This window comes from Glaciecola sp. XM2, assembly GCF_018595715.1.
Classification (GTDB): domain Bacteria; phylum Pseudomonadota; class Gammaproteobacteria; order Enterobacterales; family Alteromonadaceae; genus Glaciecola.
This window is the reverse complement of record NZ_JAHEOJ010000026.1, coordinates 210,382-227,056: the sequence shown is the minus strand read 5'-3', so window position 1 is coordinate 227,056 and position 16,675 is coordinate 210,382. Positions and strand designations below refer to the sequence as shown.

Below are 16,675 nucleotides of genomic sequence, written 5' to 3'. Positions count from 1 at the left end.
GTTTAGCCGCCTAAGTTTTGAGCGCCCTGTACGATGAGGGGCGCTAATTTAGGTGCTAAAAACTCCACAATCATTGGTTGCGCTTGAGCGGTGGGATGAATACCATCGTTTTGCATTAGACTGCTATCAAGGGCAATTTCTTCTAAAAAGAAAGGAACAAGAGGTACACCATATTCCTGGGCTAACTGATGATAGTTTTGGGTAAACAGTTGCGTGTAGCGGCGACCATAATTTGTGGGAATTTGGATTTCTTGTAAAATAACCGCAATGTCGTTTTGCTTTGCCAGTTCAATCATTTGCGCCAAGTTATCTTTAATTTTTTTGGGCCTGTGCCCCTGAAGACCATTGTTACCGCCAAGTTCAATATACAAGTGCGTGGGTTGATGAAGCTCAAGCAAACGCGGCAGTCGAGCAAGGCCACCATCGGTGGTATCACCACTAATTGCGGCATTGATAACTTCAATAGGTTTATTGGCTTCATTCCAATAGTCTTGAAGTAGCGAAACCCAGCCCTGTTCAGCCCTTAAACCGTATGCAGCACTTAGGCTATCCCCTAGCACTAAGAGCTTATACTGGGTTACATTTTTGTCATGCGTTTGAACTTGATCTGAATAGGCGCTAAATGGGAATAAAAGACTAATGAAAAGCAGGTAAACACCTACTCTGACAGCTGATATGCTGCGCGCGCTAATACTGAAGGATGAAAAATTTAACACTATGACCACGGCCTCTACAATGATTGAAACAAAAAGTCTGATTAAGAAAGTGATTACGAGCGAAGGCGAATTACAGATCCTTCAACCGATCACCTTTGCTGTAAACCAAGGCGAATCTGTGGCCATTATAGGGGCGTCTGGCTCAGGTAAGTCAACACTTCTTGGCCTGTTAGCAGGGCTTGATGAAGTAAGCGGCGGACATATCTTCTTAGATGGTGCGCCCCTGCATGATATGAACGAGGAGCAACGAGCTCGCCTGCGTGGTGAAAAAGTGGGATTTATTTTCCAAAGCTTTATGCTCGTGCAAAGCCTTACCGCTCTTGAGAACATCATGTTACCGGCTGAAATTACCGGGATGTCTAACCCTAAGCAACGCGCACTAGAAATTCTCAAGCAAGTGGGGCTTGACCACCGTGCCAATCACTTCCCAAATCAATTATCTGGGGGTGAACAGCAACGTGTTGCAATCGCACGTGCATTTATTACCAACCCTAAAATACTTTTTGCCGATGAGCCAACGGGTAACTTGGATTCAAAAAACTCTCAGAAAGTGGAAGAAATCCTCTTTAAACTGAACCAAGAGTCAGATACGACCCTAGTACTGGTCACACATGACGACGAATTAGCTAGCCGCTGTCAACGTCAATTGCGCATGAATGCAGGTGAGCTGCGAGAAGAGACCCAACACTTGAAAGTGATTGCGGGAGGCGAATAAGCATGGGCATGAACTTTCAACTCGCATGGCGCTTGTTTAAGCATGAAGCTCGCCGTGGTGAACTCACGATTATTCTTTTGGCCATTGTACTCTCAGTGGCGTCAGTCCTCTCCCTTTCATTATTCAGTGAACGCTTACAACAAGCCTTAACAGATCGAAGCGCGGAGTTTATCGCCGCTGATACACAACTTCGCTCGCGACAACCCGTAGATGAAGCGTGGATTTTAGAGGCGCAAAACCGTGGATTAAACACAGCCTTTCAAGTGTCGACACGCTCTATGGTGTTTGCCGGAGACGCGCTGGCCTTGTCTGATTTACGCGCAGTAGACAACCCCTATCCACTTAAGGGAAACGTTAAGGTAACTGACATCCCTTTTGGTCAAGGCCAAGAGGTAGACAATTCGCCGGCGCCCGGTGAGGTCTGGATAGACTCACGCCTGTTTCAATTGCTCAACGTTGAAAAAGGCGACATGGTCGAAGTAGGGGATGCTACCCTGCGGTTTACTCAAATACTCAGTGAAATACCCGACGCTGGCTTTAGCGTATTTAACACCGACCCAATGCTGCTTATGTCTGCCGCTGATGTCGCAGCTACCAACATCACAGGCCCGGGCAGTCGCGTAAGCTACAAATATTATTTTACCGGCGAGCCAGCACAACTTGAGACCTACTATGACTGGTTGCGCCCTCAGCTAAATCGTGAAATTCACCGTTGGACCAGTATTGCTGATGATGACTCTCCTATTGGTCGCTCGGTTGCCCGCGCAGAAGAATACTTCTTGCTCGCAAGTCTGTTAGCAATTGTCTTAGCCGCGGTATCTATTGCAGTCGCCGCCCAGCGTTATTCTCAACGTCATTTTGATCCAGTAGCTATCATGAAAACCCTAGGCGCAAGCAAAGCCATGGTGCGTCAAATCTACTTAATGCAGATTTGTTTTATTACGGCGTTGGGTATTGCGGTTGGCGTTGTTGTCGGTTATTTGATTCAAAATGCCGTAGTGACGCTATTGGCAGGGCAAGTAGAGGTCGCACTTAATACGTGGTATTGGCGCCCGCTTGGCATTGCCGTATTTACCGGCGTGGTATGCGCCTTACTCTTCTCGCTATACCCACTGCTGCAGTTGTTCTCTGTGCCGCCTTTGCGCGTATTGCGTAAGGATATTGAAGCCACTCTTTCGTCTCGCGCTTTGCAGTTTGTTTTTTCTGGCTCGGCAGTATTTTTACTTATGTGGACGTACAGTCAAAACTTGCTAATCAGCAGTATCTTGTTTGCTTCAGGCATCATCTTGGTAATCAGCTTGCTGGGCATGACGTATTTGCTTATTTTACTTGGCCGCAAGCTCGGCAGTGGCTCTATGGGCGCATGGACGTTAGCTTGGGCACGCATTCGACGCCGCGCGATGGGTAATTCTGTACAGCTTATCAGTTTTGCCATCACCATCATGCTACTGCTTGTTGTACTGGTAATGCGTAACGACATGGTAGAGCAGTGGCGAGACCAACTGCCAGAAGGCACGCCAAACTACTTCATCTCAAATGTCACAGAAGATCAAAAAGAAGCCCTTAAAGAGCATTTCGATAACAACAATGTCAGCTATGAAACGTTTTATCCGGTTGCCAGAGGACGCTTTGTTGCGGTTAACGATGAGCAAGTACGCACTGAAATCACTAAAGAAGATGAGGAAGTGGCCAACGAGGGCCGTCAAGGTTTGGGTCGTGAGGCTAACCTGAGTTGGAGCACCGTGTTGCAGAAGGGCAACGTGGTGGTTGAAGGTGAGTGGCACGACAATTGGCAAGAAGGCGAACCAGTACCTATTTCCCTTGAGACCGAGGTAGCGCGTCGTTTAGATATCGGCATGGGTGATGTGCTGACATTTAATATAGGTAGCGAAGTTGTTACCGCCACCGTTACTAGTATGCGCGAAGTGGACTGGCAAACCTTGCAGCCCAACTTCTTCTTTGTGCTGCATCCAAAAGCGGTTGAGAACTTCAGTGCCACCTACATTACAAGCTTTAATCTTGATGAGTCTCGCAAATCAGAAATCTCAAGCTTAATGGCGCCGTTCGCAAGCGTGACATTGTTTGACGTTGATGCGCGAATCAATCAACTACGCGACATTATTGAACAGGTGTCGATGGCGGTGGAGTTTATTTTGGTGCTGGTACTAGTTGCAGGTGCATTGGTGCTTATCGCGCAAGTGCAGGCAAGTATGGATGAGCGCCTACAGGAACTCGCGATACTGCGCACACTTGGATTAAAAGGTACTAGCATTCGGTTTAGCGTGATAAATGAGTTCATTATCATAGGCACGGTGGCTGGCTTGATGGCGGCCCTTGCCAATGAATTTAGTTTATACATGCTGCAAACGCGCGTATTCCAAATGCCGGCATCATTGCATTTTGAATACTGGGCAATCGCGCCGGCCGCAGGCTCAATTGTGGTTGGTTTACTTGGCGCAATCGGCTGTTGGCGATTATTATCGCTTAACACGGGGCATTTATTGCGTAAAATGGTGTAACTTGCACATAAACACGCCATTGACAGACGAAGATCGTCTGTTTAATGTAGGGTATCTATAATAATAAGGACAACATGCATGACCATTCAAATTAGTTTCGAGCTTTCTGATAGCGATTTAGACCACTTTAGAAGCTTGATGCAGGTAGCCATCGACAAAGCGCGCAAATACTCTTCACAAGAAGTATTAGCAAAAGCGAGAGCGGTGTGTACTGATATGGAAAATTCGAATCTTCCTGATTTTGTAAGAACACGCTTGAACTCTCTTGAAACATTAATTAGCGCCTTAGAAGATCCAGAATGGCAAATGCCCGAAGAAGAAAAAGTCGATATCTTAACGTCACTGGCTTATTTTAGTGAACCGCATGATTTAGTTCCCGATAATATCCCTGGCTTAGGCTATGTTGACGATGCGATCATGATTGAATTGGTTATTCAAGATTTATCTCAAGATCTGGTAGCCTACAAGCAATTTTGTGACTTCCGCTCAACCGAAGAGAGTCGCAGAGGCTCAGACGCCAATGTTAACCGCGAGAGTTGGTTAGAGGGTAAACGCACAGAGCTACGCTCTAATATGCGTCGTAAGCGTCGTTTATTCTCTCGTTAATACTGCCAGAGCTTATAAAACGTTAGTCTAAAAAGGCATGCAAATCGTTGCATGCCTTTGTTATTTTTAGCAAAAGCGACTATTCTTGAAACATCTTTGTTTCACATAGTTGAGTTTCATGAAATTATCTTCCTTCTTATTTGGCACTGCTTTGTTGGCCATATCATTAAACGTACTTTCCAAACAAACGCTAATCAACGCTGACGCTTTAATTGATACTGAAAATGGCAAAGTAGTGAAAAATGTTTCGGTGCTCATTGAAGACAACATCATCATTGAAGTGGCGACGCAAGGCGAGATTCAGGTAAATGCCGACGCAGAAGTTATAGATTTAAGTGGTAAAACGTTGATTCCAGGGCTGATGGACATGCATGTGCATTTAACATCCGATGCGGCTGATAATTTTTTAGCCTCCCGAGGTAATTCCGTCCCTCGAATGACCGTTAAAGCAGTCAAAAATGCTGAACTGACCCTTATGGCTGGTTTCACTACTGTGCGAAACCTTGGCGCTAAAGGTTATTCTGTTATTGGAGTGCGAGATGGCATCAATGCGGGTGAGGTCCCGGGGCCGCGCATATGGGCAGCAGGGCATTCTGTTGGCATAACGGGTGGGCATTGCGATGATAATTTCTCACCACCAGAGGCACAAAGTTTGTCAGCAGGTGCTGCCGATGGTCCATGGGCAGTGCGCGCCAAAGTACGTGAAAACATAAAATATGGCGCTAATACGATAAAAGTGTGCGCCACCGGCGGTGTATTTTCAAAAGGCACCAAAGTGGGTATTCAGCAACTTACTGAGGATGAAATAAGAGCCGCGGTGGAAGAGGCGCATATGCGCGGTTTAGTTGCCGCAGCTCATGCACACGGTACAGAAGGCATTAAGGCCGCCATTAGAGCGGGTATTGATTCTATAGAGCATTGCAGTTTTATGGATGACGAGGCCATTGAATTAGCCATCAAATATGGCACGTATCTATCTTGCGATATCTACAATACCGAATATACGCTCGCCTTTGGAGTGGCAAATGGCGTTCCTGAAGAGAACATCAACAAAGAAAAGCAAGTATCCGCCGCGCAGCGCGAAAGCTTCAGACGTGCAGTTCAGGCGGGCGCAAATATGGTGTTTGGATCTGATGCGGCCATTTATCCACATGGCGATAACGGTAAGCAGTTTTCACGTATGGTCCGCTTTGGCATGACGCCAATGCAATCGCTGCAGGCTGCGACGATTAACAGCGCTAAATTATTAAAGCAAGAAGCCTCTTTAGGACAAATCAAAACGGGATTTTTAGCCGACATCATAGCGGTTGATGGCAATCCTATTGAAGATATTGACCTAATGGAAACAGTCACCTTTGTGATGAAAGACGGGAAAGTCTATAAGCAGTAGCAATTAGGCGCAGTTAACCTTGTAGAATGGAACGGCAATACGTTTAAATGTTAATACCTGTTACCGATGTATATTATGGTGACTTAATTAAAGCCACAAGGAGCAAGCGCGATTTATGAATGAACAGGTAAACATCTTCGTCGAATCACTCTATTCAATCATCAATTTTGTGGTGTTTAGTTACGGTGAATATGAAGTTACCGTTGGTGAGATATTAATTGTCCCTACCTATTTGGTCATCAGCATTTTCGTTATTAAGTGGCTTGGTAACTTCATCTTTCGCAGATTAAAAGCCAATCATGTAGAGCCAGACGTAGCGCATCTGTTTAGGCGCGTATATAACGTGGTTGCGCTTGTGGTGTTGTTTATAACTACGCTAGAGTTGGTAAACGTGCCGCTCACAGCATTTGCGTTTGTGTCTGGTGCAATTGCAATCGGTGTGGGTTTTGGTGCGCAAAACATCATTAATAACTTTATCAGCGGCTGGATTTTAATGTGGGAGCGCCCCATTAGAATTGCTGACTTTCTAGAAATCGATAACGTCGCAAAGGGTACTGTTGAATCCATCAATACACGCTCCACCCGCATAAGGCGTGTAGATGGTGTGCACATGCTGATCCCAAACAGTAAGTTACTTGAAAATACTGTGGTGAATTGGACGTTGATAGATCATGTCATGAGAACTTCGGTAAAGGTGGGGGTGGCGTATGGTTCTCCTGCACGTTTAGTGTCTCAGCTAATTGAGCAAGCGGTGAAGCAGCAGTCTGAAATCATGTCTGAGCCTGCACCGATTATTATATTTGACGACTTTGGTGATAACGCACTAGCGTTTGAAGCCTTCTTTTGGATAAACGCCACTTCAGGCATAGATTTGCGCGTAGTCAGAAGTAACGTGCGTTATGCGATTGACGAGCTGTTTGAGCAAAATGGCATTGTGATAGCCTTCCCACAACGTGATATCCACCTAGATGGTGCGCTAACCATACACACCCAAAGCGACAAAGTGGATAAAGCTTAAGGCCTTATTGTAATGTGCGGAAATAGTCTACAAGACGTCTTGCTTCGTCTTGCACGCTGTATTGCTGTTCAACTCTCTCGCGCCCGCTTTGTCCCATGGCGCTCAGAGCGTTATGATCAGATAGTATTTCGTTTAACTTTTCATTCACCGCGCTCTGGTCATTCACCGGCACTATATAACCGTCAACGCCAGGGCGAATGATATCCTCCCAAGCACCTGCCTCGGTGGCCAGAACTGCAGCACCACTGCTCATTGCCTCTAATACGGTAAGTCCAAAACCTTCATTATCACTGAGCGCGCAAACGACGCTAAGGGCACTAAATATTGTGGGTATTTGTTCAAACGGAAGCTCACCGGTAAAGGTTATTCTGTCACTTAAGCCCGCTTTCTCAATCTCTTCTTTAAGCTCATCAACAAAGGCTTGGTTACTGCTAGAAATCGCGCCAACTACTAAGCCATGGTAATCAGGGTATTTTTGTAAGGTCTCAATACAGCCTCGCACAAATAAGTGCACGCCTTTTTGTTTGCGTACGCGCCCTAAGATCCCAATACCGTATTTGCCACCAAAGCCAAGTGCCTCCCAGGCTTTTTGCTTATCAGGCGCGGGCGTATAGTCGTCTATTTGGATACCATGGGGGTTTACCATATCCACGTCGTTTTCAATATAGGATGCAGAGCGGTTGCTCACAGCGATGACGCCGTCCATTTTGCGAGTAAGCCATACGGTTAACCCTGAGCGCTTGCGTTGTGCAGCGGAACTAAACACTAACTTAATTTTTGCGCCAAATATGTATTTGAGCAATACACCTTGGATCATCTCATCGACTCTACGGGCATGGAAGATTCGCCACTTTCCATTTGTTAGTGGCTTCCTACATAGTTTCACGGTTTGCCAAAAGCTAATGTACACGCTTGGATCAGTCAAAAAGTGTTTCCCCATCACCCGTACATTTATCATGCTACGTTGATGAGATAAGACTTGTAACATGGTGGAAGTGACGCCTGAAAAGTTAGCGCTGGAATTGCCAACAATCAGTTCAATTTCGTCATTTTGCATCGCATTGTTCTCACTCATGTTTTTAGTTTGTCCATATAGTTTTGCTGATTTACCCAGGTATTATCGATACTCAGAGTCAATAGTACAGGGAATTCTTACGCTTTGGTTTGATTTTGCGAGTGCTCAATGACGTGAGGATAAAATTCAAGAAAGGCAGTTTCAAAAACGTCATGATGTGAAAGGAGAAAGCGATTGGCTTTTTCAGCAAAGGTGATTTTATGGTTGAGGCGTTTTTCAATTTGAAAATATGCGCGAATGCAGCCGTCCCGATGCTGATAATCTGCAAGCCATCGATAGTTCAGTAAGCCTTGTTTCACCGCCACAAATCGGCCTTCGACAGGCACATTGGTGTCGGCTACTTCGTTGTAAAACGCATTTAGGACAGCCTCAAGCGCTTGTGAATTGAAACGCTGCCAATGCGTGCACAGTAGATGGTCAAAATATATATCAATGATCACCCCCGACATGCGCCTAAGATCAGTAGGAAAAGCAGTCCTTAAGTTTTGAATAATTGGGTGGGCATCGGTAAATGAATCTACCGCGCGATGCAAACGCACGCCTGATTGTATGTGGTCTGGCAGATGCTCAAAAGATGACCCCTTTACAAAATCGCCTAGGAAATTCCCTAACATACTGCTTGAGCTTAGGTGGGCGAGGTGAATGTGCGCGATGTAATTCACCGCGCGCAGCTCTTATAAGGGAGTACCGGCAACATAATCTTTAGCGTAAATCCAACGCCGCTAGTGCATCCACTAAGACTGGATAAGAAAAGTGGAAGCCTGCCGCTTCAAGGCGCATTGGTATTACTTTTTGCCCATAAATCACCAGATCAGAAGATTCTCCCATCAGCAGTTTTACTGCAAAAGTTGGGGTGGTGAAAATACACGGGCGGTCCAAACGTTTACATAATTTATGCGCAAAAAACGCATTGCTAGCAGGTTTTGGCGAGGTGAAGTTGAACGGTCCAGAACATTGCTCGTTTTCAATTAAAAATTCAATGCCGCGCACCATGTCTTCAATATGTATCCAAGACATAAATTGCTTGCCGTCACCAATAGGGCCGCCTAAGCCAAGCCTGAAAGGCATGAGCATCTTTGATAATGCGCCGCCATCGTCTGCCAACACAACACCGGTGCGAAGAATACACACACGTGTTTGTGCTTGGTTGGCGATAGCTTCCCATTTTGCGCATATTTCTCTGCTAAATTCCTCATGGAAGTCTGTGAAGTCTTCGCTAATTGGCGTGTCGTCTTGACGGCCATAGATTCCAATAGCAGAACCGCTAATAAATACTTCTGGAGGCGCAAGGGAGGTATTAATGAGTTCAACGAGTTGTTCAGTAATATCCCATCTTGACCGGCATATGCGTTCTTTTTGTGTCTGTGACCATCGTTTGTCGGCAATAGGCTCACCGGCAAGATTGATCACAATTTGGTAGTCGTCAATGTTTACTAAGTCTTCTTGCGTGATGGCCTTAACGTTATTGCCAAGCAAACGTAACGCTCGCTTCGGATCACGACTAACAACCGTAACCGCATATTTGTCACTTAATTTTTTAACTAAATGGCGACCAATAAGGCCGGTGCCACCCGTGAGCAAGACTGACTTCATAGTAATTAATCCTTTGTGCAGGAAATGGCTAGCGATACCGAATCAGAGAATCGTAGAGCATGAGGTTTATCGACCTCAGCTTCAGCAGTTATTACCCAAGGATGGTCGGCTGCAATGGCGAGTACGTCTGCAGTGAGCTTTTCTAATAAAGAAAAACGGTTATCTTCTACCAAACGAATGATCGCTTTAGTAATTGTTTTATAATTGAGCGCGTCGGCCATCTGGTCAGAGTCGGTTGCGCGCTTTGCGTCATATTTAATGGTAACGTTGATCACCACGTCCTGTTGATTTTTAATTTCATCTTCATTAATGCCAATGTAGGTGCGTAAACGAAGATTTTTGATGCGAATCGTGGCAAGATCTAAATTCATTGAGATACTTCTTCCTTAATGGTTAATTGTTACTCATACTTATAATGATAAATCGTAATGTAATTGGAACGTGTTCATGGAATTAAAATCGTCACCCACATCTAAAGTCATATTGGTGATGGCCGCGGTTGTGATTGTTATGGCGGGCATTAAAGCGGCAAGTGTTATTGTGATCCCCCTGCTGCTGTCTGCATTTATCGCCATTGCGGTAAGCCCAATCATTAACTGGACAGCTCAATACAAAATCCCACGATGGATGTCTATTAGCTTAGTTATACTGATAATGGTGGTAATTGGTTTTATGCTGGCCGGCTTAATTACCCAATCTCTTGCTGAGTTTAGGCAAAATCTTCCGAACTATCGAGAGCAATTAGGGGGGGAGTTTGCTTGGATAGTTGAACAGCTGTCGCGTTTAAATATTGATATTAACCAAGAGCTGATTCGTGAGCACCTCGACCCAGGCATGGCGATGTCTGTGGCAACCAACTTTATTACCGGTATGGGTACCGTTTTATCTAACGTATTCTTAATTCTCTTGACCGTTATTTTCATGCTCTTTGAGGCAGACAGCATGCCAAGACGAGTGCACGTTGCCATGGCCGACCCAGATATGGAGCTTAAACATATCGATAAATTTTTAACATCGGTAAATCAGTATTTAGGCATCAAAATGGTGGTCAGTCTTGGCACCGGAGTGGTTATTGGGCTGTGGTTATACGTATTGGGTGTCGACCACTTTTTGTTATGGGCAGTGCTTGCATTTATGCTCAACTTTATTCCAAATATTGGCTCTATCATTGCGGCTGTGCCAGCTGTTTTCATGGCGTTTGTGGAGTTTGGCTTTGCGAAAGCTGGGCTGGCGGGGCTTGGCTTTGTGATCGTTAATATGGTGATGGGTAATGTCATCGAACCAAGATTCATGGGGCGGGGTTTAGGTTTGTCTACGCTCGTGGTATTTTTATCGTTAATTTTTTGGGGCTGGTTGTTAGGCAGTGTTGGCATGTTGTTATCCGTGCCGTTGACCATGGTCGTGAAAATTGCGATGGAATCACGAGAAGAGACTAAGTGGTTAGCATTGTTATTGTCTGCCGACTCTGAACCCAAAACGCACGCTGAAAATGATGAAAGCGTTGAGCAAGCAGTCTAGCGAAGTATTTGTTGAATTTTTTAGATAAACGCTAAGGAAACAAAAGTGCCCAAAAAGCCATTGATGTAATATGACAAGCCAAAGATTACACCGCACATCCTTTCCAAAGATCGCGTCTATTTTATTGATGCTTGCTTTGGCGTTGATACTCTATCGCGTGATTAGCTTGTATGTGGATGCACCCACTGAATCTATCGCGATGAATATACAGGCGGGGCAACTAGACTTGTCTGAGGTGGCATTAAATGACGTAGAACCTATTTCTTTAAGTGGTGAATGGCAGTTTGTATGGCGTTCCTTGATCCCACCTGATGAACCCTTTGACGCAGATGCATACGATGTTGCAAGAATACCCCATGAGTGGTTTGGCGCTAAGATTGATAAAGAACAATACTCTCAGTACGGATATGCAAGCTATCGCTTAAACGTGACAACAACCCAGCAGTATCCGTTACTTGCCCTAAAACTGCCTAATCTTGGTACTGCTTACGAACTATACATTGATGATGTCTTACTTGCACAAGGTGGCACAGTGTCGACAATGGCCGAGCAAGCACGCCCGGAGTATACGCCAGGAATTTACCTGTTTGAGCCAGCTTCAGATAGTTTTGTGATCACCATTCATGTGTCAAATTACCATTTAATGTGGGGCGGTGTATGGGCTCAGCCGAGCTTGGGCACGGCTGAGAGTGTCTACAAAGATTACTCTAGACAGAGCGTACAAACGGTGGCGTTGGTGAGTTTTCTTATTACCGCTGCGCTTTTTAATGCCATACAGTACTTTTTACGTGCTACCGACCCTTCGCCGCTTATCATTGCGTTTATTTGCTTACTTATGGCGCTAAGAGAAGTAGAAACGACTAATTTACTCTATTTTATGTCGTTTGCTTCGTGGTCTTTTGAGACAGCCGTTCGTTTGAATTTTTTAACCTTTTTTGGGATTACGCCCTTCGTGATAGGTTATTTTTATTTAAACTTCCGTGAGTATTATCATCGCACTTTTATTATCACTTTTTGCGCGGTATCTGCTGTCATAATCACTGCGCTGTTTTTGACGCCACCATCAGTATTTAGTCTGATGATGCCAACGTATCAAGTCATTGTGCTATTGCTAGCGGTCTATACCGTTATTGGATTAATTCGGGCGGCCTATAACAACGAGCCTCATGCAGGTATTCTGACGATGGGAACCTTGTTTTTATTTGTTTTAATCGTCAACGATATCTTAGCGAACGTCAATATTATCGAGAGTATTCCTCTGGTGGGATATGGTTTGGCGGCATTTATTATGTGTCAGACTTATATCACCTACATGCGTTTTGTGAGTGAGAGCTCTGAAAAGCTAGTGTATGAAGAATTAGCTGCTAAAGATCCGCTTACCGGGCTGTATAACCGGCGCGGCATTCGTCAGCATATGCAAACAGCATTGGATGAATTTGAACGTTTGGAGTCGCCTTTTTGTGTCATGTTGATTGACTTTGATCACTTTAAAAAAATTAATGATGAACTCGGCCATGATGTGGGCGATAAAGTTCTCATTGAAGGCGCTAAGGTGATGCAAAAAACTGTCAGAGACCAAGATATAGTAGCCCGATGGGGTGGAGAGGAATTTTTGCTACTGACTCCACGAAATACCCTTATGGGGGCGACGAATGTGGCTGATAAAATTAGCAAAAACATGAGCGAGGTTTTAGGGGAACTAATTGGTCGACGGCTCACGGTCACAATCGGCGTGGCGCAAATCAAGACGGGTGAAACCATTGATGCATGCTTAAAACGAGCAGATTTGGCCCTTTATCACGGTAAGAACAGAGGTAGAAACGTGGTGATGTTAAGCAACGACGATTGAGTTGTAGCTGTGTACATCTGAACTGACTCTTTGAATCAGTAGGTTTCGACTTAATTCTATAGGTCGCCACAGGCTAAATATAGCCTATGACGACCTTAATTATATATTATTGAGCATCCTTTCGTCTCAACCAACTGCGCAACAACGCTAGTGTTACCAGCGGTCTGTCATCGTAAAAACCATGTGCACCACCTGGTACAACGGCTAACTCTGCACCGGGCGTTAGCGCCACATAGTTCTGAACCGTGTCGATGCGTGCTGAGTCGTATTGCCCGATCATAAACAGCGTTTTAAGCGGGTCTAACTCGGCCAACAAATGGGTCGCATCATAGTGTTTTAGTACGCCAGTAGACGAAAACTCACTTGGCCCCCACATGGCATTGTAAATTAAGGGATTGAAGCCATTGCCTCCAACGCTATCCTGGTAAGCTGCTATCTCGTTACTGATTTTATTCGGGGTGTAGTAAGGTGAATACAATTTTGTATATGCTGCGTAGCATTGAGCCGCTTGTGGAGGCTGCGATGATTCGCACTGTCGAAGGGTTTCTTGTACTTCTTGTGGTGCAGCTTTTACCAGCAGGTTGGCATCCATGATCCAATGTGGTGTGGAAATAAAGGTGCCGCCCAGTACAGTCGACATTGTGTGTTGCGGATATTTTGCTGAGTATTCTAATGCAAGAGCTGCGCCCCAACTCTGCCCAACCAGATGCCATTGCTCAACCCCTAAATGCTTACGGATGGTTTCCAACGACTCAACAAAGCGCGCAACCCGCCAGTTTTTAGGATTGTTTGGTTGTTCAGATTTACCACTGTCGAGCTGGTCATACATAATCACCATGCGTTCGTCGGCCAAATCAGTCATGCCTATAAAACCATTGTGAGTGCCACCAGGACCGCCGTGAATAAAAATTACCGGGGCACGGTGCGTCTGTTTCTCGCCATCGACCCTGACATAAACCTTACCGCCTTCAACCGGCACCAAAACTTCTTTTTCAGGCTCAAATCCGGGGCTTTTAGCAAATGCGCTTAAGCTAAGCCCTACAAGAAAAGCGATACAAAGAGTATAAAGCGAGAGGAGGTGTAAGGTTTTGAACATGGTAAATACCTTAAAAATTAATAAACCGGAAGAAGCTATATATCGGTGTTTGAGTATAAGACGGATAGACGCTAGTTGCTATTCTGCGTTCCAGCTGCCTTTGTGCAGGTTTTGGTGTATTACACACCTGAGCTTACAACAAAACGTCATTACGAAGAAAATGGGAACCTTGAAAGCGAGAGTTGTGGCAAGCTAGGAGTGCTTTTTGCGAGATTTCCGGTTTCACGGTAATGACGTTTCTCCGTAATTAGATTTACGGCAAGACCTTTTTAAACGGTTTAACCATCACACTTTCATAAACATCGACCGCGTTATATGGGTCTGCATCGGCCCACACTTGGGCAGCTTCGAGTGATTCAAATTCCGCCACAATCAAAGACCCTGTGAAGCCAGCCGGGCCCGGATCCAGTGTATCGATGGCTGGATTAGGGCCTGCCAGCAATAAACGACCTTGGTCCTTGAGCACGTTTAGCCGTGCTAAGTGCTCAGGTCGGGCAGCCAACCTTTTATCCAAGGTGCCGGGCTTATCTTGCGCGCAAATCATATAGTACATTTGCTCTTCCTATTTAGCTGTGGCGGCCTTCATTGATTGCACAAAGTTCTTAAGCTCACTTAGCATAACACTTGGCTCATCAAGGAATTTTTCAATGATATTGACAGTCGCCGATCCAGAAATTGCACCTGCAGCGCCTCCTTGTATCGCACTTGCCACTTGCTCAGGATTAGAAATGCCAAAGCCTAAAAGCGGTGGCGCCACTTCATACTGCTGTAACTTTTCAATCAGCGCTTGCGCTGGAATGTCAGCTGCGGTTTCAGCACCCGTTACACCCGCTCTGCCGAGCAAATAAGTGTAGCCTGATGACTTATCGCCAATGGCAGACAATGTCTCATCACTGCCGTTTGGTGGAGCAATTAGGATTTGCTGAACGTTGTTCGTTTCTGCGATGGCAATGAATCTGTCTGCTTCTCTTAAAGGTACGTCGGCAATCAAGATTGAATCAACGCCAGCGGCTGATGCCTGTTGATAAAAATTCTCAATACCTTTTGCCAGCACTAAGTTGCTGTATAGCAATAGGCCTATAGGAATATTTGGGAACTGCGCACGAACTTTGGCAATGATATCAAAGCAATCGTCTGGACGTATTTTGCTGTTGAGCGCACGAATGCTGGCTTTTTGAATGGTTGGGCCATCGGCAATAGGATCAGAGTAAGGAATGCCTAACTCAAGAGCATCTGCGCCGCCTTTTACTAGCGCTTCAATAATCGCCAGTGAGGTAACTGCATCAGGGTCTCCGAGCATCACAAAAGGAACAAAGGCGCCTTCGTTTTTAGCATCGAGTTGCTCAAACATTGCATGGTAACGGCCTGTGCCCATAAAACGTGTCTTTGCCATTACAGCTTGTCTCCTAGAATATTGGTTACGTGTGCGAGATCTTTATCGCCTCGGCCTGATAAATTGACGACGATAATCGTGCCATCTTCTGCTTCTTCCGCCATGTTAAGTGCGTGCGCAAGTGCGTGAGACGACTCAAGTGCCGGAATAATCCCTTCTTTTTTAGCGAGCAACTGAAAGGCGTTAAGCGCTTCCGTATCGGTAACCGCAACATATTCAGCGCGACCAATATCTGATAAATAAGCGTGCTGAGGTCCAACCGCTGGGTAGTCTAAGCCAGCACTGACGGAGTAAGACTCTTCAATTTGGCCGTCGTGATCTTGCATAATAAAGGTAAAAGCACCGTGCAAAATGCCCTTAGTTCCGGTGCATATGGTCGCGCCATGCTCTTTAGTGTGCACACCTTTACCTGCCGGCTCAACGCCCACAAGGCGAACAGACGGTTCGTCAATAAAGTCTGCGAACATGCCAATGGCATTTGAGCCACCGCCAACGCAGGCCACGAGTGCATCGGGCAAGCGACCCTCTTTTTCAAGGATTTGTGCACGGGTTTCTTCACCAATCATGCGGTGGTATTCGCGCACAATAGTGGGGAAGGGATGGGGACCTGCAGCGGTGCCTAATAGGTAGTGGGCTTTATCATAAGTCGCTGACCAATCGCGCATGGCCTCATTCACTGCATCTTTCAAGGTACCTGAGCCAGAATCAACGGGTATCACCTCTGCGCCCATCAACCGCATTCTAAATACGTTAGGTGCTTGACGCTCAACATCTTTTGCACCCATGTAAATGCGGGCTTTAAGGCCAAGTAGTGCGCAAGCGAGAGCGGTAGCAACACCATGTTGTCCGGCGCCCGTTTCGGCAATCACTTCTTTTTTACCCATGCGTTTTGTAAGCAGGGCCTGCCCTAATACTTGATTGGTTTTATGCGCACCGCCGTGCAGCAAGTCTTCGCGCTTTAAATACAGCTTCACGTTTGGATTGCTGCATAGGTTACGCGAGAGCGTCATAGCGGTTGGGCGACCTGCATAGTCTTTCAGCAAAGACATAAATTCTTTTTGAAACTCAGGATCGTCTTTCGCATCTAAAAATGCTTGCTCTAATTGGTCAAGCGCAGGAATCAATAACTCTGGCACGTACATGCCGCCAAAGTCACCAAATTTTGTCTCTAATTTATTCATAAGGGT

Annotated in this window: 16 protein-coding genes; 7 read left to right on the top strand and 9 right to left on the bottom strand. The window is 45.6% G+C overall.

The window, feature by feature from the left end:
* Positions 1-2: 2 nt before the first annotated feature.
* Positions 3-716, bottom strand: coding sequence for an arylesterase (locus tag KJ365_RS14605; RefSeq protein WP_502793495.1), 714 nt, complete (start codon positions 714-716; stop codon positions 3-5).
* Positions 717-735: 19 nt separating this feature from the next.
* Between KJ365_RS14605 and KJ365_RS14600 the strand changes: the two genes are divergently transcribed.
* The 5 genes from KJ365_RS14600 (at position 736) to KJ365_RS14580 (ending at position 6,964) form a co-directional block, all read left to right on the top strand.
* Positions 736-1,431 (top strand): ABC transporter ATP-binding protein, encoded by a 696-nt coding sequence (locus KJ365_RS14600; protein WP_214452412.1) that lies wholly within the window; start codon positions 736-738, stop codon positions 1,429-1,431.
* A 2-nt stretch (positions 1,432-1,433) separates the two neighbouring features.
* The gene (locus tag KJ365_RS14595) at positions 1,434-3,950 is read left to right on the top strand and encodes an ABC transporter permease (protein ID WP_214452411.1); all 2,517 of its coding nucleotides are present in this window, start codon (positions 1,434-1,436) and stop codon (positions 3,948-3,950) included.
* Positions 3,951-4,028: 78 nt separating this feature from the next.
* Positions 4,029-4,556: a YkvA family protein gene (locus KJ365_RS14590; RefSeq protein WP_214452410.1), complete on the top strand. Its 528-nt coding sequence runs from the start codon at positions 4,029-4,031 to the stop codon at positions 4,554-4,556.
* Positions 4,557-4,674: 118 nt separating this feature from the next.
* On the top strand, positions 4,675-5,946 hold the full coding sequence (locus KJ365_RS14585) for a Xaa-Pro dipeptidase (RefSeq protein WP_214452409.1): 1,272 nt from the start codon (positions 4,675-4,677) through the stop codon (positions 5,944-5,946).
* A gap of 115 nt (positions 5,947-6,061) precedes the next feature.
* Positions 6,062-6,964 (top strand): mechanosensitive ion channel family protein, encoded by a 903-nt coding sequence (locus tag KJ365_RS14580; protein WP_214452408.1) that lies wholly within the window; start codon positions 6,062-6,064, stop codon positions 6,962-6,964.
* Positions 6,965-6,968: 4 nt separating this feature from the next.
* On the opposite strand, the gene KJ365_RS14575 is transcribed toward KJ365_RS14580, so the two are convergent.
* From KJ365_RS14575 to folX, 4 genes are all read right to left on the bottom strand, one after another.
* Entirely contained in the window at positions 6,969-8,039 is a 1,071-nt protein-coding gene (locus KJ365_RS14575) for a glycosyltransferase family 4 protein (protein WP_250884249.1), read from the bottom strand.
* A 77-nt stretch (positions 8,040-8,116) separates the two neighbouring features.
* Entirely contained in the window at positions 8,117-8,701 is a 585-nt protein-coding gene (locus tag KJ365_RS14570; RefSeq protein ID WP_214452407.1) for an acyl carrier protein phosphodiesterase, read from the bottom strand.
* 40 nt (positions 8,702-8,741) lie between these two features.
* On the bottom strand, positions 8,742-9,632 hold the full coding sequence (locus KJ365_RS14565; RefSeq protein WP_214452406.1) for a TIGR01777 family oxidoreductase: 891 nt from the start codon (positions 9,630-9,632) through the stop codon (positions 8,742-8,744).
* A gap of 5 nt (positions 9,633-9,637) precedes the next feature.
* Complete coding sequence (gene folX, locus KJ365_RS14560; protein ID WP_214452405.1) at positions 9,638-10,003, bottom strand: dihydroneopterin triphosphate 2'-epimerase; 366 nt, start codon at positions 10,001-10,003, stop codon at positions 9,638-9,640.
* 76 nt (positions 10,004-10,079) lie between these two features.
* Between folX and KJ365_RS14555 the strand changes: the two genes are divergently transcribed.
* The gene (locus KJ365_RS14555) at positions 10,080-11,150 is read left to right on the top strand and encodes an AI-2E family transporter (RefSeq protein WP_214452404.1); all 1,071 of its coding nucleotides are present in this window, start codon (positions 10,080-10,082) and stop codon (positions 11,148-11,150) included.
* A 70-nt stretch (positions 11,151-11,220) separates the two neighbouring features.
* Entirely contained in the window at positions 11,221-12,999 is a 1,779-nt protein-coding gene (locus KJ365_RS14550; protein ID WP_214452403.1) for a sensor domain-containing diguanylate cyclase, read from the top strand.
* A 106-nt stretch (positions 13,000-13,105) separates the two neighbouring features.
* On the opposite strand, the gene KJ365_RS14545 is transcribed toward KJ365_RS14550, so the two are convergent.
* The 4 genes from KJ365_RS14545 to trpB all read right to left on the bottom strand — a co-directional run bounded on the left by KJ365_RS14545 (position 13,106) and on the right by trpB (position 16,669).
* A complete protein-coding gene (locus KJ365_RS14545) occupies positions 13,106-14,095 on the bottom strand; it encodes a proline iminopeptidase-family hydrolase (RefSeq protein WP_214452402.1) in 990 nt (329 codons plus the stop codon).
* A 253-nt stretch (positions 14,096-14,348) separates the two neighbouring features.
* Positions 14,349-14,648, bottom strand: a complete 300-nt coding sequence (locus KJ365_RS14540; protein ID WP_214452401.1) for a YciI family protein — start codon at positions 14,646-14,648, stop codon at positions 14,349-14,351.
* A gap of 9 nt (positions 14,649-14,657) precedes the next feature.
* The gene (gene trpA, locus KJ365_RS14535) at positions 14,658-15,488 is read right to left on the bottom strand and encodes a tryptophan synthase subunit alpha (RefSeq protein ID WP_250884248.1); all 831 of its coding nucleotides are present in this window, start codon (positions 15,486-15,488) and stop codon (positions 14,658-14,660) included.
* Entirely contained in the window at positions 15,488-16,669 is a 1,182-nt protein-coding gene (trpB, locus tag KJ365_RS14530; protein WP_214452400.1) for a tryptophan synthase subunit beta, read from the bottom strand. The genes trpA and trpB overlap by 1 nt, the downstream gene beginning before the upstream one ends.
* Positions 16,670-16,675: the final 6 nt, after the last annotated feature.

Bases quoted from the DNA above. Each gene is read 5' to 3' on its own strand.
- KJ365_RS14600 (WP_214452412.1), top strand. From the start codon at position 736: ATGATTGAAACAAAAAGTCTGATTAAGAAAGTGATTACGAGCGAAGGC.
- KJ365_RS14595 (WP_214452411.1), top strand. From the start codon at position 1,434: ATGGGCATGAACTTTCAACTCGCATGGCGCTTGTTTAAGCATGAAGCT.
- KJ365_RS14590 (WP_214452410.1), top strand. From the start codon at position 4,029: ATGACCATTCAAATTAGTTTCGAGCTTTCTGATAGCGATTTAGACCAC.
- KJ365_RS14585 (WP_214452409.1), top strand. From the start codon at position 4,675: ATGAAATTATCTTCCTTCTTATTTGGCACTGCTTTGTTGGCCATATCA.
- KJ365_RS14580 (WP_214452408.1), top strand. From the start codon at position 6,062: ATGAATGAACAGGTAAACATCTTCGTCGAATCACTCTATTCAATCATC.
- KJ365_RS14575 (WP_250884249.1), bottom strand. From the start codon at position 8,039: ATGAGTGAGAACAATGCGATGCAAAATGACGAAATTGAACTGATTGTT.
- KJ365_RS14565 (WP_214452406.1), bottom strand. From the start codon at position 9,632: ATGAAGTCAGTCTTGCTCACGGGTGGCACCGGCCTTATTGGTCGCCAT.
- folX (WP_214452405.1), bottom strand. From the start codon at position 10,003: ATGAATTTAGATCTTGCCACGATTCGCATCAAAAATCTTCGTTTACGC.
- KJ365_RS14555 (WP_214452404.1), top strand. From the start codon at position 10,080: ATGGAATTAAAATCGTCACCCACATCTAAAGTCATATTGGTGATGGCC.
- KJ365_RS14550 (WP_214452403.1), top strand. From the start codon at position 11,221: ATGACAAGCCAAAGATTACACCGCACATCCTTTCCAAAGATCGCGTCT.
- KJ365_RS14545 (WP_214452402.1), bottom strand. From the start codon at position 14,095: ATGTTCAAAACCTTACACCTCCTCTCGCTTTATACTCTTTGTATCGCT.
- KJ365_RS14540 (WP_214452401.1), bottom strand. From the start codon at position 14,648: ATGTACTATATGATTTGCGCGCAAGATAAGCCCGGCACCTTGGATAAA.
- trpA (WP_250884248.1), bottom strand. From the start codon at position 15,488: ATGGCAAAGACACGTTTTATGGGCACAGGCCGTTACCATGCAATGTTT.
- trpB (WP_214452400.1), bottom strand. From the start codon at position 16,669: ATGAATAAATTAGAGACAAAATTTGGTGACTTTGGCGGCATGTACGTG.